We start from the raw sequence: 22,790 nt of genomic DNA on the forward strand, positions 1-22,790 counted from the left end.
CTACTGACTGTTAAAAGTACGCTTTATTAGGCTACCAGGTATGTTGATCGATCCTACAGAGTGGGAACTCTAACTAGTAAGGTTGACAGAAGTTTCCTTAAACTGCTACTTATGCTCCATTCTGATAGTACTGCTTTGTATCAATTGCCATCTCGTGGTTTGCCACGAAGCCTGAGTTCTTGGGAAACTTGGGCCTTTGGGCTGACATCCCATCTGGGTTGGACATCAGTAGTGCCGGCTGTTCATGCTGCTTTGGGAACGCAAGCAGTTTTTGTTTGGGTTCCTGGTGTGATTGTTGGGATGCTGCTAAATTATCAGATGAAGCATTTAGGTAGAAATTTAGTTGATGTAGCTGGAGGAACTCCTAACTATACAACTCAACTGTGGCAACGCCATCCTTTGATTGCTCGCTATGCAGCAATTGGATATCTCCTAGGTTGGCTTTCCTTTCTCTCGGTCAATGCTGTTGTACTCACAGATATCATCAAAGTCAATCTTGAGGCATTAAGTATTAACTGTCCAGAGGCACTTTTAAAAATTAGCTTTATATTACTGCCTTTCATTGTTGCTTTCAGTGGTACACGGGCTTTAAGCATTTTGCATCTATTTTTTGCCATCCCAGCCTTCATTTTGCTATTTACCTTTTGTCTACAAGGTTTAGGATTTTTAGCTTTTTCTAGCGTTAGTCCTGGCTTTTTTCCTAGTAACTGGTCAACTTTCAGCTTTATTGACTGGGCAAAATGGTTCTATTTCGTCAGCTATACAACTTATAGTTGTGAAACTGCTACATCTTTTGTAGCCGATAGTCGCGATCCGCAGAGAACTCTCAGCTTTCTAGACATAGCTGCTTGGTTAATGCTACCTGTGTTTGTGGGTGGTTCTTGGGTGATTATGCGTTTAGCAAATGCCCCAGATTTAAGTGATAATGCTTTTTTAAATTTTGTTGCAGCTTCTACACCATTTTGGGGACATTTTGCCCCAGCGATCGCCACTTTTTTGCTAGCAGGTTCCTGTTTATTAGGTTCGGCAACAACAGTTTCTAACTGTCCCCGCATCATCTATCAGTTAGCTATAGACAAACACTTAGCACCAGTATTTTCTGTAGTGTCACGTCGCGGAGTCTTTGGTTCATCTTTGACTCTCAGCCTGATTTTAGGCATGATTTATTTTATTTGGGGAGATGTAGCTCACATCGTTGCGGCTGCAAATTCTGCTTGGTTTATATCATTCATGCTGCTGCATTTAGGTTTATGGCGACAACGAGCTAAGTTGGATATAGTGCTTCCCCGTCTGACTTTGGGTATCTTTTTCCTAGAGATAGTAATCTTATTAGTCGGAGCCTATGCTTGGGGTTGGAAAGATTTTTTTACCGGATTATTAGCTCCCTTTATTGTATTAGCAATCGATGCCTTAGTGCGCTACATTCCTATTGCTATTTTTCGCTCTAGTTGGTGGTTTAAGCTATATCAATTACGGCGGACAAATCAATTCCAAGATTCTGTGATGCTACAGGTGAGTATCCTGATTTTTCTTTTGTGCAGTGCTGTTTTAGTTGGCTGCTTATTTGGTTGGCAGTTGAATAAAGTTGCTACCACTAATTTTGGCAATTTGGTTGTGGTTTTGCTGATAACAGTAGCATTTGTTGGGGTAGCGATCGCTTGTTGGACAAGTTTACCTCAGGTAGTAGCGATCGCAGAAGCACGAGAAGCTGCCGAACACTTATTTACTGTGGCCCAAGATGGCATTTTAGCAGTGGACGATCGGGGTATTATCCTACAAGCCAATCCCGCAACTGAATCTTTTTTTAGTGTCAACCGATTGGAATTGCGGGGCAATCATCTTAATAAATGGTTCCCAGAATTAGCCTACTACCCAAAACAATGGACAACACGCAGCGAACAGACACTACTGTACAAAGGTCACGTTAGGAATCTAGAAGTTTCGATTTCAGACCGACCCCATCAAGATTTTCGGGAATATGTTGTTATTCTCCACGACATTACCCAGCGCAAACAAGCAGAGGAGTTATTACGACACTCCGAGGCACAGTTAAAGGAAGAAGCAAAGCAGCTAGCATCCCAACTAGTGCAAAGCGAAAAGATGTCTAGTTTGGGTCAGTTAGTAGCTGGTGTAGCACACGAAATCAATAATCCAGTTAGCTTTATTAATGGCAATCTCACCCCTGCCAATGAATATATTCAAGATTTACTCAGGCTACTGCAACTATACCAAAAGTACTATCCTCATCCAGTCCCAGAAATTCAGGAGGAAGCTGAGGCTATTGACTTAAATTTTTTAATGGCAGACTTACCCAAGTTATTTACTTCTATAAAAGTAGGAGCTAAACGAATTACAGAAATTGTGCTGTCTCTGCGAAACTTTTCTCGCTTGGATGAGGCAGAAATGAAAGCAGTAAATATTCATGAAGGCATCGACAGTACTTTAATGATTCTGGAACATCGCCTCAAGGCTACAAATAACCGTCCAGAAATCGCAGTTATCAAAGAATACAGCAATCTTCCGTTGATAGAATGCTATCCTGGACAACTCAATCAAGTATTGATGAATGTTCTAGTGAATGCCATTGATGCTTTAGAACAAGCAAAAATAAATGCTCCCCAGATTCGGATTGTAACTAAAGTTACAGAGATTAAACATCTAATTATTAGTATTGTCGATAATGGAATTGGTATTCCAGAAAGCGTACAAAAGAGATTATTTGAACCGTTTTTTACTACTAAACCAATTGGTAAAGGTACTGGTTTAGGTTTATCTATTAGTTATCAGATTATTACCGAAAAACATCGAGGAAAAATCCGATGTTTTTCTACTCCTGGTAAAGGTACAGAATTTGTGATTGAAATTCCCCTACATCAATGAAAACATAAAAAGCGATCGCACTTTAATTCTGCCTTGTTATAGCATTTGCGATCGCTTTCTCATAAATCCCAACTTCTACATTCTTTCTAGTACTTGAATTCCCAACAGGGATAAACCTAACTTGAGGGTTCTAGCAGTCAGATCGCATAGAACTAGGCGAGATGTCCGCAGAGGTTCTTCAGCATTTAGCACTTGAACACCATGCTCACGATCATAAAACTGATTAAACTTTTTACTCAGTTCGTACAAATACTCGCATAACCGATTGGGTAACAAGTCTTGCTCTACAGTACTAATAACTTCATCGAGTTGCAGTAAATATTTTGCCAGTGCTAATTCTGTTTCATGTTGCAATAGGACTTTGACATTTTCTCCTAACTGTTCAAAGTTAATATCACCCTTGCGGCTAATTCCCTGAATCCGTGCATAAGCATACAGCATATAAGGTGCAGTATTACCTTTAAGATCCAGCATTTTGTCGTAGCTGAAAATGTAGTTACTCGTGCGATTTTGGCTTAAGTCAGCATATTTCACTGCACTAATACCAACTACCTCAGCAACATTGTTAATAAAATCTTCTGTTTCTTCGCGCTCTTCTTCTTTTAATCGAACTTCTAAATCTGCACGGGCACGAGAAATTGCTTCATCCAATAAATCCCGCAACCTTTCTGTATCTCCTGCACGAGTTCTGTACTTCTTACCATCTTTCCCAAGCACCAAACCAAAAGGTACATGAACTAATTCCACATCATCGGGAATCCATCCGGCTTTACGTGCAACCTGAAAGAATTGGGCAAAGTGGTTTGATTGTCCAGCATCCGTTACATAAATTATCCGCTTTGCTTCATCTTTTTGAATCCGGTAGCATAAGGCGGCTAAATCTGTTGTCGCGTAGTTATAACCACCATCAGATTTTTGCACAATCAAAGGTAGAGGTTCACCTTCTCTATTGGTAAATCCTTCCAAGAATACACACTTCGCTCCTTGGTTTTCTACCAGTAACCCAGATTTTTCTAAATCTTCCACAATTCCCGGTAGTAAGGGGTTGTAGAAAGATTCGCCACGTTCTGTTACCTTAACATCCAGCAAGTCATAAATTACCTGAAACTCCTGTCTTGACTGTTCACACAGCAGTTTCCAAGCATGGATTGTATCTTCCGCACCTGCTTGTAATCTGACAACTTCTTGCCGTGCTGTCTCTTGGAATGCTTCATCTGCATCAAACCGCTGTTTCGCTTTACGGTAAAAAGTCACTAAATCGCCAATATCTAAAGCGTTGGCAGTGGTAAGTGCTTCTGGGTAAACTTCTCGTAGATAGGCGATTAACATCCCAAATTGAGTACCCCAATCACCCACATGGTTTAACCGCAGTACATCATGTCCCAGAAATTCCAAAATCCGGGCAATGGAATCACCAATAATAGTTGAGCGCAGATGCCCAACGTGCATTTCCTTAGCAATATTCGGACTGGAAAAATCTACAACTTCTCGCTGTGGTGTTTTTGCCGTTGGCACACCTAATCTGGAATCTGCTTGAATAGCGTTTAATTGTGCCTCCAAGTATGCAGTTTTCAGTTTCAGATTGATAAACCCAGGCCCAGCTATATCTGGTGATTCACAGATTTCTGATACATCTAGTTTATCAGCGATCGCAGCTGCAATCTGCCTTGGTTGCTTTCCTAATCTTTTACTCAGGGATAAAGCCACATTCGCCTGATAATCACCAAACTTAGGATTGCTAGCAGGAACCAAAATCGGATCTACTCCAGCATACTCAGCGCCAAACGCAGCCACCAAGGCCTGTTCAAATTTATGTTTTAGTTGTTCTTGTGTAGCGTTCATATATAAATGTTATCTGTAACAGGCGTAATGTGACTGTTGAGAGGTGGATATTCCCAGAAGCTTGATTATTTTAACCTTAAAATATAGTTACCATTACTAACTCAAGACTGTCATGGTACAGTACAACCCCCTTGACTGTTTGCCATCTTCGGGAGAACTTCCCGACTCTGACGATACCCCAGTGGATAACGAGCTGCAAAACCTCATCCCTAATTTATTAGAAGCGATTTTGGCTTTAGCATGGAATGACCGTGCTGACTGGTTTTTTGGTGTAGATATGGGCATTTATTATGCACCATTACAACCGCCATTAGTACCAGATGGATTTCTCAGCTTAGGAGTAGAACGCTTTGTAGAAGAAGAGGGGCGCTTAAGTTATGTACTTTGGGAAGAGGCGGGTACTGTTCCTATCTTAGCCCTAGAAGTCGTCTCGAAAACTTATGGTGGCGAGTATGAACAGAAAAAAATTGATTATGCCCAATTAGGAATTTTATATTACGCCATTTACGTGCCTAGTCGCAAATATCGCCGCAAACGAGAACCCCTAGAAGTTTATCGCTTAATTGAGGGCAACTATATTTTGCAACCAGGCTCACGGGTGTGGATGCCAGAAATTGGTTTAGCAATAGGGCAAGAACGCGGTACTTACTTGGGCCGAACGCGAGAGTGGTTATACTGGTACGACCAAGATGGACGGAAATTACTGACACCAGAGGAATTCGTGCAACAAGAAAGAGAACGCGCTGATAGACTGGCACAAAAGCTGCGGGATTTGGGAATTAACCCAGAAGATATTTAGGGAATTGCAGAGTGCAATCACTCGATTTATCTCTGCTAAATTCAATTGTTAAACTTAATTTCTTGCTTTTATCTGTTCGGCTTGAGTAGAACTCGGCTCATTGTATACCATTTCTCTAGCCCAATGTTCGCAGTTGTAGTTTAGTAGATTCCACAGAGTATCTTTTGCACAGAGAATTTTTTCTCTAGATTTCTGAATACGCGCCTCAATTTCGATGTCTGAAGCTTTTTCAGGATGTTTTTGTTCAGGACGTTCTTTAAACAACCAGTCTGGTGTGTAAGGAGCAAAGTGAACATATCCAATTCCCACACTTACAATTTTACCTGTCGGTTTTACCGTCTTACCTGTAAAAAAGTGTGCAATTCTGTAACCCCTTGCAGTAGCTCTTACAACACCATAGTGGTCATAATCTCTACCTTGTTCATCTTTACATGGATAGACAACTAAATCGTTGGGACGTATTAAATTACCTTTATGATCACAGATATCAGGCTCTCTATCTAGAAGTATGATTAACTGCGATAGTCTTGCTAATTCAGTATCGATGATTTTCAATAAAGGATCAGACCACTTTGGATTGTACTCATTTACACATTTTTGTATTTCCTCATATTTTTGCATTACCCAGTTCAGATGCTTTTGCAATTGGTGAACTGCTTGAAAATGGGAGTCAGTGTTAACTTGAGCAAAATTAATATCAAATTTTATTTCTAAAACTTCAGCAATAACTTGGCAAGTTTTAATAATACTTTCGTCTCTTGTATGCTTGCATATCTGGGTAATTGCGTTTTTTACAGTGTCGCCGTGGTATAAACAATCCTGCAATTCAGCAAACAATCGCAGAATTTTAGAAGGATTTGGGTTCATTAATATTTACTTTGGGCTTCGAGTTCGTTTTTACCTGGCTCTCTGTATTCTCATTAAGTTTTTCTGTTATATAATTCTCAAATGCTGCCAAAGCAATTTTTGAGGATGATAGAGCAATTCGGGATGCCATTGATTTAGCAGCTTGGTCGCTAGACATATAATTACCTTATTTTGCTAAACTACCCTTGAAGCTTAGGATTTTGCCCCAGTTTTGATATATTTTTTTAACTTATAAAGTCAAATTTAATCTATTCTTACTAGTTTAAAAAACCGTATAATCACCAAGTAAATTACAACCAAGTAATACTTAAATCTATATAATTTTAAAAACAAAATCCACCTGGATATCAAATTACCAGGTGGACTTGTTAATACTTTTAGTGGATCCGAGCAGAGTCGAACTGCTGTCCAAATTGGGTATTGACCCTCCGCTCATTCACAGGTTTAGCCTATCTGACCCTCAAGGCGGGAATCGTTCATTATCCCGAACGTAGGATGCTCTGATTAAGTCTTTTCTAGCAAGCTAACCAGAGAACACTTGCTAGAGCATCCGTTGGGGTTTGTCCTTAGCCCTTAACGGAGTCGGACTAAAGACGCTCGAACCTATAAGAGGCGTTTAGGCAGCTACTAGAGCTTCCCGACGAGCAAATTTAACGATGTTATTCGCATTTACTTTTGTTTTGAGCCTTGGATTTCCGAGAGGAGACTCACTCTCGACCTGAATCACAGAGCAGCGTTCGCCAACCTGTCGAAACCGTGACGGACCCATGTGCTTCATACTTCAATTATAATACGCTGTTTTTAAATTGTGTGTTAAGACAAAAAATTTTGCGATGCTGGATTAGAGTAATTTCTCACTACTCAACAGCTAAATACTAAAAATAGCCAATTGCTAGTTATTTTAAGATTAGCAATTGGCTATTTATTACAAAGTAACAATTGACAATTCCCTAAGTTAATGCCTCAGCACCACCAACAACTTCTAGAAGTTCTTGGGTAATTGCAGCTTGTCGAGCTTTGTTGTAAGACAACGATAGGGTTCTAATCAATTCACCCGCGTTGTCGCTGGCGTTGTTCATCGCAGTCATCCGTGCTGCTAGTTCACTAGCCGCTGATTCTTGCAGTGCCCGTAATAGCTGGTTGCTCAAATATAGGGGCAATAAAGAATCGAGAATTTGTACGGGATCTTGCTCAAAAATCATGTCGCGGGCTAAAGGACGGGCTTGAGTAGTCACTTTTTGCCGTTCTACTTCAAATTGACCGCCACGAGTTGTCAAGCGGAAGATTTCGTCATCCGCTGCTTCTAAACCTTGAGGATCGAGAGGAAGCAGAGTTTGCACCACTGGACGGGAGCTCACCAAGGAGACGAATCTGGTATAAATTAACTCAATTCGGTCTACACTTTCTGATAGGAACAAAGAAAGCAATTCATCAGCAATTTTGTTAGCTTCTGCTGCTGTAGGAATTTGTTCTAAGCCACTGTAGGTAGCATCGATTGGTTGATTGCGGCGTTGAAAATATTGGATAGACTTGCGTCCCACCAACACAAATTTGTAATCTACACCTTCGGCTTGGAGTTCCTTAGCACGATTTTCGGCGCGACGGATGACGTTAGTATTGTAACCACCACATAAACCGCGATCGCCTGCAATCACCAGTAAGCCCACTGACTTCACTTCCCGCTTTCTCAGCAGGGGTAAGTTGGCTTCTTCAAACCGCAGACGGGTTTGTAGACCGTATAAAACTTGTGCTAAACGGTCAGCAAATGGACGGGTTGCTAATACTTGTTCTTGCGCCCGGCGTACTCTCGCCGCAGCTACCAGCCGCATGGCTTCGGTGATTTTTTTGGTGTTTTTAACCGACTGAATGCGATCGCGTATTGCTTTAAGATTAGGCATATTCTTAAGTCCTGAGTCCTGAGTCCTGAGTTCCGAGTGGCATAAAGTGCTGAGTACTAAGCTTAGTAGGAAGTTAAATTATAAGAACTTGCGTTTTCTTACTCTCAACTCCTTGTCTTATTCAGCACTCAACACTCAGCACTCAGCACAGTATTACACTGTCGCTTTGAAGGTCTTCTTGAATTCGGTTAGCGCTTCCTTCAAAGCAGCTTCTTCAGAGTCACCTAGTGCTTTGGAGGTTTGCACTGCTTGGGCGTACTGAGGTTTGCCTGTCTTTAAGTAATCGCGGAGTCCTCTGGTGAAGCTAGTAACTTTTTCTACAGGAATATCATCTAAATAACCGTTGATACCCGCATAGAGAATTGCTACTTGTTCGTATACAGATAGTGGGTCATTTTGGGGCTGCTTCAGTAGTTCCCGTAAGCGTTGACCCCGTGCCAACTGGTCTTGAGTAGCTTTATCTAAGTCAGAAGCAAATTGCGCAAAGGCTTGCAGGTCATCAAATTGAGCTAGTTCCAACTTAATCTTACCAGCAACTTTCTTCATCGCCTTGGTTTGCGCCGCAGAACCCACACGGGATACGGAGATACCGGGGTTTACCGCAGGACGGATACCAGCGTTGAACAAGTCAGAAGACAAGAAGATCTGACCGTCTGTAATCGAAATTACGTTGGTGGGGATGTATGCTGATACGTCACCTGCTTGGGTTTCGATGATTGGCAGGGCGGTCATGCTACCTTTACCCAATTCATCACTCAGCTTCGCTGCTCTTTCTAACAAGCGAGAGTGAATGTAGAATACGTCTCCAGGGTAAGCTTCCCGTCCGGGTGGACGACGTAGCAGCAAGGACATTTGGCGATAAGCTTGGGCTTGCTTGGAAAGGTCGTCGTAAATTACGAGAGTAGCTTTGCCTTTGTACATGAAGTACTCAGCAATGGTGGCTCCGGTATAGGGAGCGAGGAATTGTAGAGTTGCAGGGTCACTGGCGTTAGCGGCGACGACTACGGTGTAGTCCATTGCGCCTTTGTCTTGCAGTGTTTGCACGACGTTAGCTACAGTGGAAGCTTTTTGACCAACAGCAACGTAGACACAAATTACATCTTCTGATTTTTGGTTGATGATTGTGTCAATTGCGATCGCAGTTTTACCAGTTTGGCGGTCACCAATGATCAATTCCCGCTGACCACGACCGATGGGAATCATGGAGTCAATAGCTGTAATTCCGGTTTGCATCGGTTCGTGCACAGACCGACGAGCAATAATACCAGGAGCTGGAGATTCAATCAAACGGCTGTCTGATGTCTTGATATCTCCCTTACCATCGATGGGACGACCTAAGGCATCCACAACTCGTCCAATCAACGCTTCCCCTACGGGTACTTGGGCAATTCTACCAGTAGCGGTTACAGAGCTACCTTCTTGAATTTCCCGACCTTCACCCATTAATACCGCACCGACGTTGTCTTCTTCTAAGTTCTGGGCGATACCAACTGTACCGTCTTCAAATTCTAATAGCTCCCCAGCCATAGCCTTTTCTAGACCATAAATCCGGGCAATACCGTCACCGACTTGCAGGACGGTACCGACGTTAGCAACTTTGACATCTTGGTCGTATTGCTCGATTTGCTGTTGAATAATGTTACTAATTTCGTCAGGTCTGATGGAAATGCTCATGTGTCTATCTTTTTTCTTGGGAGACTGAACAGAGTAATCTTTATAGAAGTTAAGAGTTATGAGTTAATAATGCAAAAGCTAAAAGTTAAATTTCAAAATAAATTACTTTTTACTTTTTATTTAACTCTTAACTCCCAACTCCTAACTCCTCACTGTTTAGGAACTGGTTAAGCGTAAAGAAAGGCGGCGCAATTGACCACGTAAACTGGCGTCAATTACCTGCGATCCTACTTTAATGATCAAACCACCAATTAAGTCGCTGTCGATTTTGGTGTCTAGTTCTACTTGGCGAGCATTAGTGATTGCAAGAACCTTATCTATTACAGCTTGTTGTTGAGCTTCTGTGAGGGGAACGGCTGAAGTGACTTCCGCTAATACGGTTTGATTCAGCTGGCGCAACAACGTCAAATACTGCTGTAAAATTGCTTCCAAGAAGAAAATACGGCGTTTGTCTACTAACAACAGCAAAAATCTGCGTAAGTAGGGATTTGCGCCATCACCCAGTATTTGAGTGAGCACTGCCTTTTTCCGTTCAGGCTGAATAAATGGATTGTCAATTAAGTTTTGCAGTGGCGCTGAATTTTTCAACAAATTCACCAACGCACGCGCATCTTCGCCAAACTGTTCGCTCAGATTCTGGGATTTGGCTATTGACATCAAAGCCTGTGCATAAGGTTGGGCTACTTCGGCTGTTTCTACATTACTTTTCATCAGCGTCCTCCCACCTGTGCGATGCTGCGGTCAATTATTGTTTGTTGAACATCGTCAGCAATACCAGTCCGCAGTTGTGACTCGACTTTTTGCAATGCCAGCGCGGCTACTCGCTGCCGCAGTTCGGCAAGCGCTCGTTCTCTTTCTGTGTTCAAATCTGCTGCTGCTGTTTGTCGCAGGCGTTCCACGTCTTGCCCAGCTCGTGCCAATAGAGCTTCTTTAGCCGCCTGAGCGTTTTCTTCAGCAGCTTTGCGGATGCGTTGTGCCTCTGCCTGAGCTTGGGTCAACTGCCCTTGTGCCTGAGATAGAGCAATTTGTGCCTCTTTTAAGCGCTGTTCTGCTTCCTGAACTGCAGTTGCAATCTTTGAGCGTCGCTCGTTCAGGATATTGCTTAAAACTTTACGTCCGAAGTAGAATAATATGCCAACCAGAATCGCTAGGTTAATGAGATTGGTTTCAAAAAGGTCTAGGTTTAGACCGAAACCACCTTCTGCTGCGCCTTCTGCCAATTCAGAGTGAACAGCGTTCGCTTCTGCGGCAAGTAATAAGAATGTGCCCATGTTACCCATCTACAAGTGCGCTGCTCGCTTGTTAATACGTTGTATTTTCCCGCAGGGAAATTAAACTGTCTTAATTTCCCGAAGGAAAAAAGTGCCTTTTTTGACACTTAATTATGCGCTCTGGGATAATTGCCCATTTGCGCCTATGCTTTCACAGAACCTGTACTATCGCTTATCTAGCTAGAGTCGGTCCTAATAGTTTTTCTAGAATCTGTCTGCTTAGAGCATCAACGCGTTGTTCTAAGGAACGCATAGCTTCTTGCTTTTGTTGCTCTATTTCAATAGAAGCACGTTCTCGCTCTTGCTGAGCTTCTTGTTGCGCCTCAGCGATTTTCTGGGCAGTAATTTTCTTAGCTTCAACCTGAGCTGCTTCTATAGTAGCTTGCGACTGCCTGCGAGCTTCTGCTAGCTGCTGCTCATATTCTTGGGTTAAACGCTCAGCTTTAGCCAAACGTTCCTTGGCATCAAGGGTATTCGTTCGGATGTAATTATCGCGATCGTCCAGTACCTTGGTCAGTGGCTTATAGAAAATTACATTCAACAAAGCTGCCAATAGCAGGAACTGCAATGCCATGAAGGGCAAGGTAGCATCGAAATCAAACATTTCTCTCCTCTTTGGCTGGAGTAGCAGTTTTCATGGCTAGCAACAACATCCAACCTTTCATAATTTTAGAGACCCATAGCCAACAAGGGTCAACTTACATCAGAACGACTAAATACCCAAAAAATTTCGATCTGTAGAGGCGTGAGGATTCACGTCTCTACACTAACAAAACTCTTAGGTTTTAGGAAAAGGGGTTAGCAAACAGCAATACCAGAGCAATTACCAGACCGTAAATGGTCAGGGATTCCATGAACGCCAAGGTTAACAGCAGAGTACCCCGAATTTTTCCTTCTGCTTCAGGTTGACGGGCAATACCTTCTACTGCTTGACCTGCGGCATTACCTTGACCGATACCAGGGCCAATTGCAGCTAAACCAATTGCTAGAGCAGCAGCCAGAACTGAAGCAGCAGAAACTAATGGATCCATGATGATTTTCCTTGCTTGAAGTACAGAACTAACAAAAGTAGGTTAACTAGTAAAGACGTGTTGTTCACGCTGCACCAAGTTCTCACAAATCGCGCTTGGCGACGTTTTGAGCTTTGACGCTCGTCGGAACTGTGCTATCTACTGAGAAGCGTCAATGCTCCTCATGCTCTTCTCCACCATGCCCCTCCATTGCCTCATGAATATATGCCCCGGCCAGGGTAGCAAATACCAGGGCTTGAATGGCACTGGTAAATAAACCTAAAGCCATGACAGGCAGAGGTATAAATAGAGGAACAAGCAGAACCAGCACCGCTACTACTAATTCATCCGCCAATATATTTCCGAATAGACGGAAGCTTAGGGAGAGGGGCTTGGTAAAATCTTCTAGGATCGCGATCGGCAACAGAACAGGCGTTGGCTCAATATATTTTTTAAAGTAGCCCAAACCCCGCTTGCTAAAACCCGCGTAAAAGTACGCTAAAGAAGTTAGCAATGCCAATGCTACGGTCGTATTGATATCATTGGTGGGAGCTGCCAATTCACCAGAAGGCAACTTGATTAGCTTCCAAGGAATGAGCGCGCCTGACCAGTTCGATACAAAGATAAACAAGAACAATGTGCCAATGAACGGCACCCAAGGGCGGTACTCTTTCTCACCAAGTTGGTTTTTTGCCAGATCCCGAATAAATTCTAGGGCATATTCCATCAAATTTTGGATGCCGCTGGGAATTCTTTGTATGTTGCGAGTAGCAGCTAGTGAAGCTATTACTAGAACGCCAATCACAAACCATGAGGTGAGAAAAACCTGCCCATGAATTTTCAGATTGCCCAATTGCCAGTAGAAATGATGACCTACTTCTAATTCGGCTAGGGGAAATGAATTAAAGGCGTTTAAGACACTAAGCATTTGCATTCTTCAAGCATTTTCCCCAACGAGCGAGGATGGGAGTATTGTCTTTGTGAGCCTGACTTTATTAAGAATCAGGAAGGAACGCAGTTTGCACGGTGTAGACGAGGAGCGTGGCTTTGTAAGTTAAAAATCCCAAGAATATGGGCATAACCTGTAGCTCATGCCATTGAGTTGCTAATACAATCAACCCAATAAATAGAGCAAAACGACTTTTACTCAGACGCTTTTTCTCACCACCGAGTCGCTCAACGTCTTTGGCCAGCATTTTTAAGTAAACCACACCTGCACACGCCCCAATCAAATAATTCAGAGCAATGTTTAGTGAATAAAAAATCCACACAGAGATAAAAATAATCCCTGTTAAGACAAGTGTGATTACCAACAACTTCTGGTAGAGTTGATAGAACTCCTCCATTGAGTTTACTCGTTCTGTGTCAAGAGAACCAGACTCAGCATTTTGACTTGTTGTTGGAGTTGATGCAGTTGATTCGTCTGACAAGCTCACGGGACTCAAAACCAGTACAGCTAACGATGATGACTGCACATTCAGTCAGCTGAATCATATCACGATCTGGTAACAATACTTTAGAAAAAAACAATTAACTTCTTGTCAGCAGCAAACAATCAACTAAATAAGGTGCTATGAGGAGGAAGTTAGACAGGGGAAGAGCAAGAAGGATGTGTGTTCGCTCTTTATCTGTTAAAAATTGCTGCTTAGTAATTTTATCAAGATGAATTCCGTGAAACCCCTAGTATTTGGATTTGTACTACCAAGATACTGCTGGGACAGTTAATGAAAGGTTTATTTAGCTACTCTAAATTAAAAGTTATCGACAATTTATCAGCGATCTCCTTTTATACTAAGATGATAAATTTTGTCTACCACTTAGGACCATTGTGAAGAACAGGCAAATTATAAATGCCCTCAGAAAGAGTTACAGGTAATCTCTGAGGGCATGAGGTAGATGTATATCAAAGTGGTTTTTGCACCCAGTTAACTAAGAGGGTTGAGTTGTAACGGTTTCTTGACTAAGCTTTTTGAGCAGATTCTGCTTTCTTACGCTTCATCCATGTGCCAAAACCAACAGCTAGTAATGAGCCACCAACTGTCATAGGTTCGGGAACATCTGAAGGTCCTGTGGTATTGCCAGCATTAAAGTTAGTACCACTTAGAACTGAAAAACTTACTGGACTCGGTGTTGTAAATGAACTTACTACGGAAAAGTCCAATCCTGTAAATGGGTTTCCTGTCAAAGTATTCGCCGTTGCCTTCTTAAGTGTCAAAAACACATTGTTGGCATCGAATCCTACTAAATTCAGAAATGATGAATTTACATTTACTCCAGTTACACCTTCCAAGCCTGAGAGCGTGATGCTAGCAGACTTAAGTAGCTTTTCTGAGGGTGTTCCAGTAGCAAGTACATTGTAGTTGTATGTGCCACCTAATTGACTAACGAAATTGACACTTGCTGCTTGTGCGGGTTTAGCACTAACAGCAGCAAACGACAAAGCAATACTAGCCGCAGCAATGCTGAGCTTTTTAGCTAATTTCATCCGCAAATTCTCCAAACAATTAGTTTCATTTTTTAAGTACAAGCTCGTAAACGAGGCTCGTTGTAATGTATTATCATTTACTTTTATACGGAAGCAAAAAAACTAATTTTGACTAAATCTTGATATTGTGGCAGCTTTGTGTAAATTTAAAATGAATGTATATTTTTTCAGCACAAAAAATCCGGATCGTGTCAAACGTCCGGAGCGTAATAGAAATACAGCAATTGTTACGGTTTAATTTAAGTCGGTGTTAACAAAATTAGCTGCTGCTTAAGAAGCGTTCTTACTACATCCAACTCCACCTGCACATCTGCCAATATCTTTGCTACTGTTAACTCGCCATTACACCTTTGCAGAAACTCAAACTCTTGTGCTGACAAATTGACAATCTGGTAATCGCAGTTAAATATACATTGACTTGGCCATCCATCCATACAAGGATTACGTTCTGGAATCGCCGCTAATAGGCTATTATCATCTGACCAGTCGGTTTTGGTAATAGGGGGACGACCAAGGAAAAATTCGTAATGGGTAACTTCTGGGTCTAGTAATTCTATTAAGCGATAACGTTGGCGATCGCTCAACTCTTTTGCCCGTTCAATTAACTCTGGTGCATTACTCAAAAGTCTTTCCAATTGCCAAAAACCAGGATTTGAGAAGCCAATGAATTCTAAGCCAGAAGCATCAATTAATTCAAATAAAGTTTCAATGTTGTAATCAATTTCTTGGGGATGAACATACATATCGGCAAAGTTTTCATCCCGATGATTTTCCAACGACCAGCGCTCTTTTTCGCGCTTGACAATCCGATTATTTTCTGGCAATGAAGCAAATATTTGCCGCCCGACCTGTACACCATCACGATAGTCACCACGTTTGTCAGCTTGAAGAAGAGCGATCGCTTTTTGCATGAGTTGAATTTCCCAGCGTCCCAACTCTCCATAGACAAAAATGTGCATCAAGCCACCTGGGGCTAACTTCTTCGCCAAGGCTTGAATACCGCGAATTGGATCAGGTAAATGATGCAAAACACCAACGCAATTAATTAAATCAAACTCTCCTGGCAACTGTTCCACATCGTACAAGCTGAGGTGATGAAACTCAACGCGGTTGGCTCCAGAACGCTGACAGCGCTCTTTTGCTACTGCTAAAGCACCAGCACTGAGGTCAATGCCTACAACAGAAGCTTGAGAATTGAGATGAACCAAGTATTCTGTACCTACCCCCGTACCACAACCAGCATCTAAAATGCGGATGTCTTGTTTTTGAGGTTTTTGACCAGTGCAGAAATTGTAAGCAGCCAGCCAATTCCAGCGCCAGTTATAGCCTGGAGGTGGTTCATCTAACAGAGGTTCTGGCGGAAAGGGGTAAGTGTTGTAGAGTTTGGCAACAGCAGCGCTAACAGTTTGGGCGTCGGACATAACAAGTAATTCTGGGGGCAAAATTGAGTTTAGCAGATGTGGTTTGACACTCCCCATTTCTCACGGCAAGAAGGTTCTAGTTTCACGATCATTGCTTGCCTTTGCATGTCTGGCGACCAACACAGTTATTAACTTTTTTGCAAATCCAGTTTTATTAAACAATACTACTTAAACGCTGTCTTTCTTTTGCCTATCGCCGATTGCTTGCCTTTACAAGTAAGTTCACAAATTAAATAGGAGTGCTAGATATCGCATTGATGGGTTTGACAAAATTTGGCATTATTTATTTCCTCTTGTAGAGTACTTAAGAGAATAATCTTAAATGCCGAGCCACCTTGTACTTCAGTAGTGATGTAGGCATACTTCTGACCACGAGAGAATTGGTCTCGACCAATCTTGATAACATAGCGAGACTTTTGATAGTCGTTAGCAATGCTGGAATTATAGATATTTTGAACTAATTTCACTGCTTTGGTATTTTTCTGAGTGAATTTAAGGTTGGAATCACCACTAACAGTTATTCCCTCTTTAGTCACTGTCCCATGCTGGGAAGTTACATCAGCATAAAAATATAATTTTCCTTTTGTGCCGTCATAACCATGTGCTTCGCTGTTGTACTTTAGCGTTGGTAAAGTTGCTCTGGTTTTTGCCCAATTTACGACGGTAGTTATATTTTGTCCTGGTAAGGCATTGGCAGGAGTAAGGGACAGAGATATAGCCAAGGTAGATAAAGCAAAAAAAAGTTTTAAGTAAAAATTATTACTTTTTAGCATGGGTTATTTCCTAATTAAATGTATTTATAGCAACAGCATAACTTACAAAACTTCAGTAACAAGTCCTTCGGCCTCAAGGTCACTGATTTTGAAAATCCAAAATATCTTTTGTGGGTTTTTGTAACTTTTAGATACAAAACTTAGTCTTGATTTCAGAGAAGCAAGAGTATTAGCTCTGGAACTTATCGCCTGGATACGTCATGTTCTACATACTTCTTAATAAATCAACAGGGAAGCCGCAAAACGTTCTAATCTAAAAGCTGACTGGGTTAATTTACTGGCAGTTTTGAAGGCGGTACTCTTAAGGCATGACTACACCAATGTGTCAAGCCTCAAAGCGACCCAGACTTAACACATAAATGCTTATGATGGGAGTTTTACAAATCCGATGAGTGTTAAGGCAAGTGGTGGAAGCTCAGTTGCGCGTCCGCAACTATATCAAACCCTAGCAGTAGCTACAATTTCCCAAGCGGAGCAACAAGACCGCTTTTTGGGAACTGGTGAACTGAATGAACTGGCAAGCTATTTTGCATCTGGTGCAAAGCGTTTAGAAATTGCCCAGACGCTCACGGAAAATTCCGAGATTATTGTATCTCGGGCTGCCAACAGAATTTTTGTTGGTGGTTCGCCAATGGCTTTTTTAGAAAAGCCAAGAGAACCAGAATTGGCACTAGCCAGTACTGGGAGTGGGAATGTTCAAGAAGGCATGAAACTAGGAACTGTAACCTACGTTGAAAGTCGAGGAGGATTCCTAGAAAATTTACGCTCAATCTTTAACAGTTCTCCCAGTGGTCCGACACCTCCAGGTTTCAGACCAATCAACGTTGCTCGTTACGGTCCTAGCAACATGGCTAAGAGCTTGCGGGACTTATCCTGGTTCTTGCGCTATGCTACCTATGCGATCGTCGCTGGTGACCCCAACATCATCACCGTAAATACAAGAGGTTTGCGGGAAATTATTGAAAATGCCTGTTCTGGTGAAGCCACAATTGTCGCTTTACAAGAAATCAAAGCTGCGTCACTTTCTTATTTCCGCAGGGATGCTGCGGCTACAGAGATTGTGTCTCAGTACATGGATGTGTTGCTAACAGAATTTCAAGCACCAACACCTTCAACTAAACTCCGCCAAAGACCTTCTGGTGACCAGCAAGGGTTGCAACTGCCTCAAATTTACTTTGTTGCGGCAGAGCGGCGTCCCAAGTTTGTAATGAAGCCTGGATTATCATCCAGCGAAAAAACCGAAGTTATCAAAGCGGCTTATCGGCAAATCTTTGAGCGCGACATTACCCGTGCTTACAGCTTGTCAATCTCTGATCTGGAATCTAAGGTGAAGAACGGCGACATCTCAGTTAAAGAGTTTGTCCGTCGTCTAGCCAAATCTCCCCTTTACCAAAAACAGTTTTACCAGCCTTTTATTAACAGCCGAGTGATTGAACTGGCTTTCCGTCATATTTTGGGACGGGGACCAAGTAGCCGTGAAGAAGTACAAAAATACTTCGCGATTGTTTCTAACGGTGGTCTGCCAGCTTTAGTGGATGCCTTAGTAGATTCTGAAGAATACAGTGACTACTTCGGCGAAGAGACAGTACCCTACCTCCGTGGTCTGGGTCAAGAGGCACAAGAATGTCGCAACTGGGGACCACAGCAAGACCTGTTGAACTACAGTGCGCCTTTCCGTAAAGTACCTCAATTCATTACTACCTTCGCTGCTTACGATCGCCCACTACCAGATCAGCATCCTTACGGTTCAGGTAACGACCCCTTAGAAATTCAGTTTGGGGCGATTTTCCCGAAAGAAACTCGCAATCCTAGCAGCAGTCCAGCTCCTTTCAGCAAGGATACCAAGCGGATATTAATTCACCAAGGGCCAGGTATTAATAACCAGAACAGCAATCCCCAAGCACGGGGTGCGTTTCCTGGTACCTTAGGTCCCAAGGTATTCCGGTTGGATCAACTGCCAGGCACGATTGGCAAAAAGGCTGCTAAAGGTGCAAGTGTTAAGTTCTCCGAAAGCTCGACCCAAGCAGTAATTAAAGCTACTTACCTGCAAGTTTTTGGTCGTGATGTTTACGAAGGTCAGCGCCTAAAAGTCCAAGAAATCAAGCTGGAAAATGGCGAAATTTCCGTGCGGGAATTTGTCCGTGCTTTGGCTAAGTCGGATTTATTCCGTAAGCTGTACTGGACATCGCTGTACGTTTGTAAAGCGATCGAATATATCCACCGTCGCTTGTTAGGTCGTCCAACTTACGGTCGTCAAGAAAATAATAAATATTTTGACATCGCCTCTAAAAAAGGCTTTTATGCCGTAGTTGACGCGATCATTGACAGTGTGGAATACACTGAGGCATTTGGAGAAGATACAGTTCCTTACGAACGCTATCTAACTCCAGGTGGTGTGGCGTTGCGACAACTGCGGGTTGGCAGTATTCGCGAAGATGTTGGTGGCAGAATCCAGAAGGAAGAAACACCACGCTTTGTCGCCTTAGGTGCTGTTACAGAACAGCGGACAGAACCGGATATTCAATTCCGCATTAACCAAGGTGTTAGCAAGCAACGGGAACAAACAAAAGTCTTTAAGCAGGTGGCGAATATCAGCGACAAAGTTGCTGTGCAAACTTTGATCAGCGCTGCCTATCGCCAGATTTTTGAACGCGATATTGCACCTTATATTGCTCAAAACGAATTTACAGGTTTAGAAAGCAAACTGGGTAACGGCGAAATCACTGTTAAAGAATTCATTGAAGGTTTGGGTAACTCAAACCTGTACATCAAAGAGTTCTACACACCATATCCCAATACCAAGGTGATTGAACTAGGAACTAAACATTTCCTAGGACGGGCACCGCTAGATCAGGCAGAAATCCGCAAGTATAACCAAATTTTGGCTACTCAAGGTATTCGTGCCTTTATTGGTACTTTGGTGAACAGTGCCGAGTATCGCGAGGTGTTTGGTGAAGATACAGTACCTTATCGTCGCTTCCCAACTCTACCTGCGGCCAACTTCCCGAATACTGAAAAGCTGTACAAACAGCTGACTAAGCAGAATGATGATGTGGTGATACCTAGCTTTAAGCCAGTACAACCACGCCTTGAGTCTGCTAAGACACCGATTTTGGCGAAAGCGATCGCAGATTTGGCAGCCCAAGCAAAACAAATCGATCAGAGCAAGCCGTTGTTTGTTGAACTAGGCCGTTCTTACAACGATGGTCGAGGTCAGTCGGTGGAAGTTGGTGTAGGTACAACCCGCCGTAAACCTGCACGTATTTACCGTTTAACAGACGGCACAAACCAACCAGAAAGACAACTGGTGATCAACGCCATTTACCGTCAGGTATTGGATGTATTTAGCGGTCAAGTGCCTGATTACTATCGTAGGACTGAACTAGACAGCAAACTCCGGAATGGAGAAATTTCGGTGCGTGAGTTTGTACGTGAACTGGCCAGTTCAGAAATCTATCGCAAACGGTTCTATACGCCTTATCCCAACACCAAGGTGATTGAGTACCTGTTCCGTCACCTGTTGGGACGCGCACCTGCAACTCAAGGCGAAATCCGCCAATATAACAAGTTGCTGGCCGATAAGGGTTTGCGAGCTGCTGTAGAGGCAATTGTCGATAGTTCAGAGTATGCCCGTTACTTTGGTGAAGATGTGGTGCCTTACCCACGCTTCCCATCCCTGCCAGCAGGTAACTACCTCGGCAGTGTAGAGGCGGCAGCTGACTTGGTGAAACAATCTTGGTCTAGTTTGTCTCCTTCTGTACTAACGGGACGCCCTAGCGCTCGCTAAATAGTTAATAAATCAACAGTCAAAGGGAGCCAGCGCCGTGAGCTGGTTTCCTGACTTGAGGCGACTGGCGTTCAAGAGTCCAAAGTTTTTTACTCTTGACCTTTGGCTGTGGACTCTTAAACTCAGTGACGCAACTTTTCTTAATATTGCTTTCAGATTGTTGAAATTGACGTAAATCTGAAAAGGAATATTACAAACTATTAAGAGCAGTCATAAATGCTCAACATAATGCCGGAGAATATTTTGCGGAAGGTAGCTGAGTTTTAAGTGCTTGTGTAATCGTAATCGCTCAAGCAATTCGTAATGCACTAGTAATACCAGTTTGTCAACTGTTATTTCTAAAAAAGCGAAAAAACATAGCTACTATCAACCAAAGTTAAAATCGCACCAGTTTAATCAAATTCTGGTTTCATTCTTAGTTGGAGGAATCCATTAATGAGTATCGTCACGAAGTCCATCGTGAATGCTGATGCAGAAGCCCGCTATCTCAGCCCTGGTGAGCTAGATCGGATCAAGAGCTTTGTTAGCAGTGGTGAGCGCCGTCTGCGGATTGCTCAAGTTTTAACCGACAACCGCGAGCGTCTGGTTAAGCAAGCTGGCGAACAACTGTTCCAAAAGCGTCCTGATGTTGTCTCTCCTGGTGGCAATGCTTACGGTCAAGAATTGACTGCTACCTGTCTGCGCGACTTGGATTACTACTTGCGCCTAGTTACCTACGGAATCGTTGCAGGCGACGTTACCCCCATCGAAGAAATCGGTGTTGTAGGTGTTCGTGAAATGTACAAGTCCTTGGGCACTCCTATCGAAGGCGTTGCTGAAGGTGTCCGTGGTCTGAAGAATGTTGCTGCTTCCTTGCTGTCTTCTGAAGACGCTGCTGAAGCTGGCTCTTACTTCGACTATGTAGTCGGTGCCTTATCGTAAGTTGAAGCTGTTTCTCTGCTGAAACCGAAGTATTGCAATACGGTTGGAAATAAGGAATTAACAATATGGCTCAAGACGCAATTACCGCTGTAATTAACTCTGCGGACGTTCAAGGTAAGTATCTAGATACCGCTGCTCTAGAGAAGTTAAAAGGCTACTTCTCCACTGGTGACCTGCGGGTACGTGCTGCTAGCACCATCAGCGCCAATGCTGCTGCGATCGTTAAAGAAGCTGTAGCAAAGTCTTTGTTGTACTCTGACATCACCCGTCCCGGTGGTAACATGTACACCACCCGTCGCTATGCTGCTTGCATCCGCGATTTAGACTACTACCTCCGCTATGCTACCTATGCTATGTTGGCAGGCGATCCTTCCATTCTGGATGAGCGCGTGCTGAATGGCTTGAAGGAAACCTACAACTCCTTGGGTGTACCCATCGGTGCTACCGTGCAAGCTATCCAATCCATCAAGGAAGTAACTGCCAGTTTGGTAGGTTCTGATGCCGGTAAAGAAATGGGCGTTTACCTAGACTATATCTCCTCTGGCTTGAGCTAAGAGCTAGTTAGCACTTAAGAATTTAGGTGCGGCTTTATTAAGGACTGGAAATCAATCGTGAGTGCTAGAGCGTTCTATCGCTTACCTTGTTGAAACAATTAATAATGATGAGTGTTAGCGGTCTAGTATTGATGCTTGATTTCCAGCCTTGGAGCGATTAATTTTTAAAGATTGGCACTCAAGATTTTTCAAATAAAAAAGTTTTCACAATTACACAGGAGATTACAAAGCATGGCCCGGTTGTTTAAAGTTACTGCTTGTGTTCCCAGCCAAACCCGAATCCGTACCCAACGCGAATTGCAAAATACCTACTTCACCAAGTTAGTTCCCTATGAGAACTGGTTCCGCGAACAGCAACGGATTCAAAAAGCTGGCGGCAAAATCGTTAAAGTGGAACTGGCAACTGGTAAGCAAGGTGCTAACACTGGTTTGCAGTAATTTTTATACACAGAAGATTATTATTAGGGAGTTATGAAGAGGCCTATATGGGCCTCTTTTTTGTTACTTATATTTCAATACGGTTCAGTTAAGGTGATAAGAGTTCTCATCTGTCGAACAAAAACCAAGATTTGGGGGATTCTCCCCCAAACCCCCGATTGGGGGACGCA

At 42.9% G+C, this 22,790-nt stretch carries 20 protein-coding genes and 1 other RNA gene; 6 read left to right on the top strand and 15 right to left on the bottom strand.

Annotation, left to right across the window (positions count from 1 at the left end; genetic code table 11):
• Positions 1 to 111: 111 nt before the first annotated feature.
• Positions 112 to 2,880: an ATP-binding protein gene (locus BV375_RS20375; protein WP_086763661.1), complete on the top strand. Its 2,769-nt coding sequence runs from the start codon at positions 112 to 114 to the stop codon at positions 2,878 to 2,880.
• A gap of 75 nt (positions 2,881 to 2,955) precedes the next feature.
• On the opposite strand, the gene argS is transcribed toward BV375_RS20375, so the two are convergent.
• Positions 2,956 to 4,722, bottom strand: coding sequence for an arginine--tRNA ligase (argS, locus tag BV375_RS20380; RefSeq protein WP_086763663.1), 1,767 nt, complete (start codon positions 4,720 to 4,722; stop codon positions 2,956 to 2,958).
• A 112-nt stretch (positions 4,723 to 4,834) separates the two neighbouring features.
• Here argS and BV375_RS20385 point away from each other — a divergent pair, with 112 nt between their 5' ends.
• Positions 4,835 to 5,521 carry a Uma2 family endonuclease gene (locus tag BV375_RS20385; RefSeq protein ID WP_086763665.1) on the top strand — a complete coding sequence of 229 codons (687 nt, stop codon included), beginning with the start codon at positions 4,835 to 4,837 and terminating at the stop codon, positions 5,519 to 5,521.
• 54 nt (positions 5,522 to 5,575) lie between these two features.
• On the opposite strand, the gene BV375_RS20390 is transcribed toward BV375_RS20385, so the two are convergent.
• The 14 genes from BV375_RS20390 to BV375_RS20450 all read right to left on the bottom strand — a co-directional run bounded on the left by BV375_RS20390 (position 5,576) and on the right by BV375_RS20450 (position 16,920).
• A complete protein-coding gene (locus BV375_RS20390) occupies positions 5,576 to 6,388 on the bottom strand; it encodes a hypothetical protein (protein ID WP_086763667.1) in 813 nt (270 codons plus the stop codon).
• Entirely contained in the window at positions 6,369 to 6,545 is a 177-nt protein-coding gene (locus BV375_RS37015) for a hypothetical protein (RefSeq protein WP_166507486.1), read from the bottom strand. Before BV375_RS37015 ends, BV375_RS20390 begins: the two co-directional genes overlap by 20 nt.
• A 221-nt stretch (positions 6,546 to 6,766) precedes the next feature.
• Positions 6,767 to 7,155, bottom strand: a transfer-messenger RNA (tmRNA) gene (gene ssrA, locus BV375_RS20395).
• Between the two features lie 183 nt (positions 7,156 to 7,338).
• Positions 7,339 to 8,286, bottom strand: a complete 948-nt coding sequence (locus tag BV375_RS20400) for a F0F1 ATP synthase subunit gamma (RefSeq protein ID WP_086763669.1) — start codon at positions 8,284 to 8,286, stop codon at positions 7,339 to 7,341.
• Positions 8,287 to 8,439: 153 nt separating this feature from the next.
• Positions 8,440 to 9,960 carry a F0F1 ATP synthase subunit alpha gene (gene atpA, locus BV375_RS20405; protein ID WP_086763671.1) on the bottom strand — a complete coding sequence of 507 codons (1,521 nt, stop codon included), beginning with the start codon at positions 9,958 to 9,960 and terminating at the stop codon, positions 8,440 to 8,442.
• 156 nt (positions 9,961 to 10,116) lie between these two features.
• Entirely contained in the window at positions 10,117 to 10,671 is a 555-nt protein-coding gene (atpH, locus tag BV375_RS20410) for an ATP synthase F1 subunit delta (RefSeq protein ID WP_086687632.1), read from the bottom strand.
• The gene (locus BV375_RS20415) at positions 10,671 to 11,240 is read right to left on the bottom strand and encodes a F0F1 ATP synthase subunit B (RefSeq protein ID WP_086763673.1); all 570 of its coding nucleotides are present in this window, start codon (positions 11,238 to 11,240) and stop codon (positions 10,671 to 10,673) included. The genes atpH and BV375_RS20415 overlap by 1 nt, the downstream gene beginning before the upstream one ends.
• A gap of 163 nt (positions 11,241 to 11,403) precedes the next feature.
• Positions 11,404 to 11,835, bottom strand: a complete 432-nt coding sequence (locus BV375_RS20420) for a F0F1 ATP synthase subunit B' (protein ID WP_086687634.1) — start codon at positions 11,833 to 11,835, stop codon at positions 11,404 to 11,406.
• 181 nt (positions 11,836 to 12,016) lie between these two features.
• Positions 12,017 to 12,262 (bottom strand): ATP synthase F0 subunit C, encoded by a 246-nt coding sequence (atpE, locus tag BV375_RS20425; protein WP_008233924.1) that lies wholly within the window; start codon positions 12,260 to 12,262, stop codon positions 12,017 to 12,019.
• Positions 12,263 to 12,413: 151 nt separating this feature from the next.
• On the bottom strand, positions 12,414 to 13,175 hold the full coding sequence (atpB, locus tag BV375_RS20430; RefSeq protein ID WP_208095878.1) for a F0F1 ATP synthase subunit A: 762 nt from the start codon (positions 13,173 to 13,175) through the stop codon (positions 12,414 to 12,416).
• Between the two features lie 61 nt (positions 13,176 to 13,236).
• Entirely contained in the window at positions 13,237 to 13,716 is a 480-nt protein-coding gene (locus BV375_RS20435) for an ATP synthase subunit I (protein WP_243713997.1), read from the bottom strand.
• A gap of 485 nt (positions 13,717 to 14,201) precedes the next feature.
• A complete protein-coding gene (locus BV375_RS20440; RefSeq protein ID WP_086763675.1) occupies positions 14,202 to 14,726 on the bottom strand; it encodes a PEP-CTERM sorting domain-containing protein in 525 nt (174 codons plus the stop codon).
• Between the two features lie 239 nt (positions 14,727 to 14,965).
• Positions 14,966 to 16,147, bottom strand: a complete 1,182-nt coding sequence (locus BV375_RS20445; protein WP_086763697.1) for a class I SAM-dependent methyltransferase — start codon at positions 16,145 to 16,147, stop codon at positions 14,966 to 14,968.
• Positions 16,148 to 16,389: 242 nt separating this feature from the next.
• Positions 16,390 to 16,920, bottom strand: coding sequence for a hypothetical protein (locus BV375_RS20450; RefSeq protein ID WP_086763677.1), 531 nt, complete (start codon positions 16,918 to 16,920; stop codon positions 16,390 to 16,392).
• Positions 16,921 to 17,308: 388 nt separating this feature from the next.
• Between BV375_RS20450 and BV375_RS20455 the strand changes: the two genes are divergently transcribed.
• The 4 genes from BV375_RS20455 (at position 17,309) to BV375_RS20470 (ending at position 22,620) form a co-directional block, all read left to right on the top strand.
• Positions 17,309 to 20,707: a phycobilisome rod-core linker polypeptide gene (locus BV375_RS20455; protein WP_086763679.1), complete on the top strand. Its 3,399-nt coding sequence runs from the start codon at positions 17,309 to 17,311 to the stop codon at positions 20,705 to 20,707.
• Positions 20,708 to 21,142: 435 nt separating this feature from the next.
• Positions 21,143 to 21,628 (top strand): allophycocyanin subunit alpha, encoded by a 486-nt coding sequence (gene apcA / locus BV375_RS20460; RefSeq protein WP_086763681.1) that lies wholly within the window; start codon positions 21,143 to 21,145, stop codon positions 21,626 to 21,628.
• 65 nt (positions 21,629 to 21,693) lie between these two features.
• The gene (apcB, locus tag BV375_RS20465; RefSeq protein WP_086687640.1) at positions 21,694 to 22,182 is read left to right on the top strand and encodes an allophycocyanin subunit beta; all 489 of its coding nucleotides are present in this window, start codon (positions 21,694 to 21,696) and stop codon (positions 22,180 to 22,182) included.
• Positions 22,183 to 22,413: 231 nt separating this feature from the next.
• Positions 22,414 to 22,620 (top strand): phycobilisome linker polypeptide, encoded by a 207-nt coding sequence (locus tag BV375_RS20470; RefSeq protein ID WP_086763683.1) that lies wholly within the window; start codon positions 22,414 to 22,416, stop codon positions 22,618 to 22,620.
• Positions 22,621 to 22,790: the final 170 nt, after the last annotated feature.

The sequence above is a fragment of the Nostoc sp. 106C genome (genome assembly GCF_002154725.1).
Taxonomy (GTDB): Bacteria; Cyanobacteriota; Cyanobacteriia; order Cyanobacteriales; family Nostocaceae; genus Aulosira.

Excerpts from the sequence above, each read along its gene's own strand:
- apcB (WP_086687640.1), top strand. The coding sequence starts at position 21,694 with ATGGCTCAAGACGCAATTACCGCTGTAATTAACTCTGCGGACGTTCAA.
- apcA (WP_086763681.1), top strand. The coding sequence starts at position 21,143 with ATGAGTATCGTCACGAAGTCCATCGTGAATGCTGATGCAGAAGCCCGC.
- BV375_RS20440 (WP_086763675.1), bottom strand. The coding sequence starts at position 14,726 with ATGAAATTAGCTAAAAAGCTCAGCATTGCTGCGGCTAGTATTGCTTTG.
- BV375_RS20385 (WP_086763665.1), top strand. The coding sequence starts at position 4,835 with ATGGTACAGTACAACCCCCTTGACTGTTTGCCATCTTCGGGAGAACTT.
- BV375_RS20415 (WP_086763673.1), bottom strand. The coding sequence starts at position 11,240 with ATGGGTAACATGGGCACATTCTTATTACTTGCCGCAGAAGCGAACGCT.
- BV375_RS37015 (WP_166507486.1), bottom strand. The coding sequence starts at position 6,545 with ATGTCTAGCGACCAAGCTGCTAAATCAATGGCATCCCGAATTGCTCTA.
- BV375_RS20455 (WP_086763679.1), top strand. The coding sequence starts at position 17,309 with ATGAGTGTTAAGGCAAGTGGTGGAAGCTCAGTTGCGCGTCCGCAACTA.
- BV375_RS20450 (WP_086763677.1), bottom strand. The coding sequence starts at position 16,920 with ATGCTAAAAAGTAATAATTTTTACTTAAAACTTTTTTTTGCTTTATCT.
- BV375_RS20390 (WP_086763667.1), bottom strand. The coding sequence starts at position 6,388 with ATGAACCCAAATCCTTCTAAAATTCTGCGATTGTTTGCTGAATTGCAG.
- atpA (WP_086763671.1), bottom strand. The coding sequence starts at position 9,960 with ATGAGCATTTCCATCAGACCTGACGAAATTAGTAACATTATTCAACAG.
- atpE (WP_008233924.1), bottom strand. The coding sequence starts at position 12,262 with ATGGATCCATTAGTTTCTGCTGCTTCAGTTCTGGCTGCTGCTCTAGCA.
- atpB (WP_208095878.1), bottom strand. The coding sequence starts at position 13,175 with ATGCAAATGCTTAGTGTCTTAAACGCCTTTAATTCATTTCCCCTAGCC.
- argS (WP_086763663.1), bottom strand. The coding sequence starts at position 4,722 with ATGAACGCTACACAAGAACAACTAAAACATAAATTTGAACAGGCCTTG.
- BV375_RS20375 (WP_086763661.1), top strand. The coding sequence starts at position 112 with ATGCTCCATTCTGATAGTACTGCTTTGTATCAATTGCCATCTCGTGGT.
- atpH (WP_086687632.1), bottom strand. The coding sequence starts at position 10,671 with ATGAAAAGTAATGTAGAAACAGCCGAAGTAGCCCAACCTTATGCACAG.
- BV375_RS20445 (WP_086763697.1), bottom strand. The coding sequence starts at position 16,147 with ATGTCCGACGCCCAAACTGTTAGCGCTGCTGTTGCCAAACTCTACAAC.
- BV375_RS20470 (WP_086763683.1), top strand. The coding sequence starts at position 22,414 with ATGGCCCGGTTGTTTAAAGTTACTGCTTGTGTTCCCAGCCAAACCCGA.
- BV375_RS20400 (WP_086763669.1), bottom strand. The coding sequence starts at position 8,286 with ATGCCTAATCTTAAAGCAATACGCGATCGCATTCAGTCGGTTAAAAAC.
- BV375_RS20420 (WP_086687634.1), bottom strand. The coding sequence starts at position 11,835 with ATGTTTGATTTCGATGCTACCTTGCCCTTCATGGCATTGCAGTTCCTG.